This window comes from Streptomyces sp. A18, from assembly GCF_059026065.1.
In genome coordinates this window covers 1-5,183 of record NZ_JBWLKL010000095.1, presented here as the reverse complement: position 1 = coordinate 5,183, position 5,183 = coordinate 1, and the positions used below count along the sequence as shown (strand labels likewise).

The 5,183-nt window shown below is 74.4% G+C and carries 2 protein-coding genes; both read right to left on the bottom strand.

Annotated features, from left to right (window positions below; translation table 11 throughout):
- Positions 1 to 911: beta-ketoacyl synthase N-terminal-like domain-containing protein (locus AC5P1C_RS43360; RefSeq protein WP_493871529.1), on the bottom strand; the 911-nt coding region annotated here is incomplete at its 3' end.
- 40 nt (positions 912 to 951) lie between these two features.
- On the bottom strand, positions 952 to 5,183 hold a 4,232-nt coding region (locus AC5P1C_RS43355), incomplete at its 5' end, for a type I polyketide synthase (protein WP_493871528.1).

Sequence of the window (5,183 nt, the reverse complement as noted above, 5' to 3'; positions counted from 1 at the left end):
ACCTCATGTCCGTTGCGGCGGGCGTCGGAGAGCCGCTCGACCAGGAGCAGGCCGACGCCCTCGCTCCATCCGGTGCCATCGGCGTGCTCGGAGAACGACTTGCAGCGGCCGTCGGGGGCAAGGCCGCGCAGCCGGGAGAACTCGATGAACGCGGTCGGCGTGGCCATGACGGCCGCGCCGCCGGCGAGGGCGAGGTCGCACTCGCCCGAGCGCAGCGACTGCACCGCCATGTGCAGCGCGACGAGCGACGACGAGCAGGCCGTGTCGACGGCGACGGCCGGGCCTTCGAGACCGTAGGTGTACGCGACCCGGCCGGCGGCGACGGAGCCGGCGCTGCCGGAGTAGAGGTAGCCCTCGTTGCCCTCGGGAGGCAGGTCGGGGCGCGAGCCGTAGTCGTTGTACATCAGGCCGGTGAAGACGCCGGTGCGGCTGCCGCGCAGCGCGGCCGGGTCGATCCCGGCCCGCTCGAAGGTCTCCCAGGTGGTCTGGAGCAGCAGCCGCTGCTGCGGGTCAATGGCGAGGGCCTCGCGCGGTGACATGTCGAAGAACGCCGGGTCGAACTGGTCGGCGTCGTGCAGGAAGCCGCCTTCGCGGGTGTACGAGGTGCCGGGCACGTCGGGGTCGGGGACGTAGAGCCGCTCCAGGTCCCAGCCGCGGTTCGTCGGGAAGCCGCTGACGGCGTCGGTGCCGTCGGCGACGAGGCGCCACAGGTCTGCGGGTGAGCTGACGCCCCCGGGGTAGCGGCAGGCCATGGCGACGATCGCGATGGGCTCCTGCGCCTTGGTCTCCACCTCGCGCAGCCGCCTGCGCGCGTCCCGTGCGTCCGCGATGGCCTTCTTGAGGTAGTCCCGGAGTTCTTGCTCGTTCGCCACTGCTCTCAGCTCCCCGACGGTGTGGCTCGTGTGACGGATGGGTTGGTGCGTCGATCGGTCCCGACCTGCTGCACTGCGCCTACTCCAACTCGTTGAACAGCGCGAACAGTTCTTCGTCGGTCGCCGACTCCAGGTCGCTCCCCGTGTCGCTCTCCGTGTCCTGCGGTGTCCTGGGCGCCTCGTTGTCCGCGGCGGTACGGGCGGCCTCCTCGGCGATCTGAAGGAGTTCACGCAGCGCCGCGCTGACGGCGTCCCGCGCCGCCGCGTCCCCGGCCGCCGTGCGCAGGGCCGACTTGATCCGGGCGAGCTCGGTGAGGACGGGCTCGGCAGCGGAGCGCTCGGTGATCTCGATCCGGCCGCGCAGATGGGCCGCGAGTGCGGTGGGTGTGGGGTGGTCGAAGACGAGCGTGGTGGGCAGCCGCAGACCGGTGGCGTTGTTGAGCTGGTTGCGGAGTTCGACGGCGGTCAGGGAGTCGAAGCCGAGTTCCTGGAACGCCCGGTCGGCGTCGACGGCGGTGGCGTCGGCGTGCCCGAGCACCCCTGCGACCTGCGCACGGACGAGGTCGACGAGGGCCTGGGTCCGCTCCTCCACGGGGAGCGCACCGAGGCGCTCCGCCAGAGAGGTCCCGTCCGCGCCCGGCCCGTCGCCCGCGCCCGCCTGCGGGGTGCGCCGCGCGGTGGCCGGGGCCAGCGCGCGCAGCAGCGGCGGCAGTTCGTGGCCGCGGCGGCGCAGGGCCGCGGCGTCGAGCCGGGTGACGGCCAGGACGGGGGTGTCGGTGGCAAGGGCCGCGTCGAACAGGTCGAGCCCTTCCGCGGTGGTCAGCGGAAGCAGCCCGAGCCGGGCCAGGCGCCGCAGATCGGTCTCGTCGAGGTCGCCGCTGATGGTGCTCGACTGCTCCCACAGGCCCCAGGCGAGGGATGTGGCGGGCAGTCCGTGGGCGCGGCGGTGTGTCGCCAGCGCGTCCAAGTAGATGTTCGCGGCCGCGTAGTTGGCCTGGCCGGCGGTGCCGATCAGGCCCGCGACGGAGGAGTACAGGACGAACGCCGACAGGTCGAGGTCGCGGGTCAGCTCGTGCAGGTTCCAGGCCGCGTCCGTCTTCGGGCGAAGGACCGCGTCCAGGGTCTGCGGGGTCAGGTCGGAGAAGACCGTGTCCCGCAGCACGCCCGCCGTGTGCACCACGGCCGACAGGGGGTGCTCGGCGGGGATGCCCGCGAGCAGCCGTGCCAGCTCTTCGCGGTCCGTCACGTCGCAGGCCGCGAGCTCCACCTGCGCGCCCGCCGCGGTGAGTTCGTCGCGCAGCTGTGCCGCTCCGGGCGCGTCCGCGCCGCGCCGCGAGACCAGGAGCAGGCGCCGGGCGCCGTGCGCGGTCACCAGGTGGCGGGCGAGGACGCTGCCGAGGGTGCCGGTCGCGCCGGTGATGAGGACCGTGCCCCGACTCCAGTCGGGGCCCGTCCCGGCTTCCGCGTCGTCCGGGACCTCACGGGCCAGGCGTGGGAGGAGGAACGTGCCGCCCCTGTAGGCGAGTTGGGGTTCACCTGAGGCCACGGCGGCGGCCGCGATGGCCTCGGTCTCCGTTTCGTGCGCCGCCGGACCGATGTCGAGGAGCACGATCCGGCCCGGGTTCTCGGTCTGCGCCGTACGCACCAGACCCCAGGCGGCGGCCTGAGCGAGGTCGGTGATGCCGTCGCCGGGCGCGGCGGCGACCGCCCCGCGGGTCACGACGACCAGCGGGCCCGCGTCGGCGGTGTCGGCGGCCAGGTGGGCCTGCACGTCGCGCAGGGTGTGGTGCAGCGCGGTGCGCGCCGCGGGGCCCGCTGTCACGGCCGCCTCGCCTGCGGGCAGCACGAGGGTTGCCGCCTGTGCGCCACCGCCGTTGACGGCGGTGGTCGTCGGCGTCCAGGTGACGCGGAGCAGTCCGTCGCGGGGTGCGGCGGCCGCGCGCAGGGCGGCCACGGACAGTGGCCGCAGCGAAAGCCCCGCGGTCGCGACCGGCGCGCCCGTGCCGTCGGCGACGGTGAGGGAGGCCTCCTGCTCGCCGATGAGTTCCAGGCGTACGCGCAGTGCGGCCGCGCCCACGGCGTGGAGGTGGACGTCGGACCAGGCGAAGGGCAGCACGGCGGGCCTGTCGGGGTCGCCTGCACCGGGGAGCAGTGCATGCAGCGCGGCGTCCAGGAGTGCGGGATGGATCAGGAAGTCCCCCGCCGAAGCGCGCGCCGTCTCGGGCAGCGCGACGTCCGCGTGGAACACCGTGCCCGTGTCCTGTTCCTCGGACCGCCACAAGCGGCGCAGGCCCTGGAAGGCGGGCCCGTATGCGTAGCCGTGCTCGGCGGCGAGGCGGGCGTAGAGGCCGTCCAGGGGCACTTCGTCGGCTCCGGCCGGCGGCCACGCGCCCGGCAGTCCGCCGGTCGCCGGTGCACTGGGCGGCGCCAGTGTGCCGCCCGCGACGAGGGTCCAGGCCCCGCCGTCGGTCAGCTCCACGTCCCCGCCTTCCTCCGCGCGGGCGTGGATCTCCACGGGGCGCCGTCCGGCGCCGTCCGCGTCGCCGACGGCGACCTGGATCTGCGCACCGCCCCGCTCCGGAAGGAGCAGCGGCGCGGCGAGCGTGAGCTCCTCGACGCCGAGGGAGCCGATCCCCTCGCCTGCGCGCAGCGCCAGTTCGAGGACACCGGTGGCCGGGACCAGGACCGTGCCCGCCACCGCGTGCTCCGCCAGCCAGGGGTGCGTATGCCGGGACAGGCGGCCGGTGAAGAGGTAACCGTCCCGGTCGGCCAGGGGCACGGCCGCGCCGAGCAGCGGATGGCCGGTGGCCACGAGGCCGTCGGCGTCGGGTGCGGTGGCCGGGGCGTCGAGCCAGTACCGCTCGTGCTGGAAGGCGTACCCCGGCAGGTCGGTGCGGCGGGCGCCGGGCATGGCGCGCCGCCAGTGCGGTGTCGCTCCGCGCACGCGCAGGAGCGCGAGGGCTCCGGCGACGGTCTCGGCCTCGGCACGGTCGCGGCGCAGGGCCGGGGTGAGGACGCCGGTGTCCTCCTCGGCGAGGGAGCTCTGGGCCAGGGCGGTGAGCACACCGTCAGGACCGAGTTCGACGAAGGTGGTGACGCCGTCCGCCTCCAGGGTGCGCACGCCGTCGGCGAAGCGCACGGCCTCACGGATGTGGCGCGCCCAGTAGGCGGGTGAGGTGAGTTCCTCGACGGTGGCGAAGGTGCCGGTGACGTTGGAGACGACGGGGATGTGCGGCGGCCGCAGGTCGAGTCCGGCGACGACCTCGCGGAACTCGTCGAGGACCTCGTCCATGTGCGGGGAGTGGAAGGCGTGGCTGACGGGCAGCCGCTTGGTGCGGGCGCCCCGCTCCCGCCAGTGCACGGCGAGGTCGTCCACGGCGTCGGCATCCCCGGAGATCACGGTGGCCTGCGGGCCGTTGACGCCGCCAATGGCGACGCGGTCGCCGTAGAGGGCGAGTGAGGCGCGCACCTCGTCCTCGCCCGCGGCGATGGCGACCATGGCGCCGCCTTCCCTGGCGGACTGCATGAGGCGGCCGCGCTGGGCGACCAGGACACACGCGTCGGGCAGGGTGAGCACCCCGGAGACGTGCGCGGCCACGACTTCGCCGACGGAGTGTCCGAGCAGGCGGTCGGGGACGATCCCGTAGTGCTCGAAGAGGCGGTACAGCGCGACTTCCACGGTGAAGAGCGCGGCCTGTGTGAACGCCGTCTGGTCGATCAGGGCGGCGTCCGCCGAGGCCTCGGGGGCGAACAGGACGGCCTTGATCGGGCGGAAGAGCTCGGCGTCGAGGTGGTGGCAGATCTCGTCGAAGGCGGCGGCGAAGACGGGCTCGGACTCGTACAACTCACGCCCCATGCCGAGCCGTTGGCTGCCCTGCCCGGTGAACAAGAAGGCGAGTTTGGTGCCCTTGGCGGCGCGGGCACGCACCACGCCGGGCTGGCGGGTGCCGCCGGCGAGTGCGTCGAGCCCGTGGAGCAGGGTGGTGCCGTCGCGGCCGAGGACGACGGCGGCGTGGTCGAGCACACCGCGTTCGGATGCCAGGGAGAAGCCGATGTCGGCGAGGCGGGCGCGGGCCTGCCAGCTGGTGGCGGTGCCGCCGACCCGCTTGAGGCAGGCCAACTTGGGGTCCTCGTCGACGAATTGACGCAGCCGGGCGGCCTGGGCGCGCAGGGCGCTCTCGTCCTTGCCGGAGACGATCCAGGCCAGGGCGGCGGGGGCGGCAGGGGCCTCGTCCTCGGGGGTGGGGTTGTGTGCCGGTGCGGTGGCTGTCGTGTCGGGGGCTTGTTCGAGTACGACATGGGCGTTGGTGC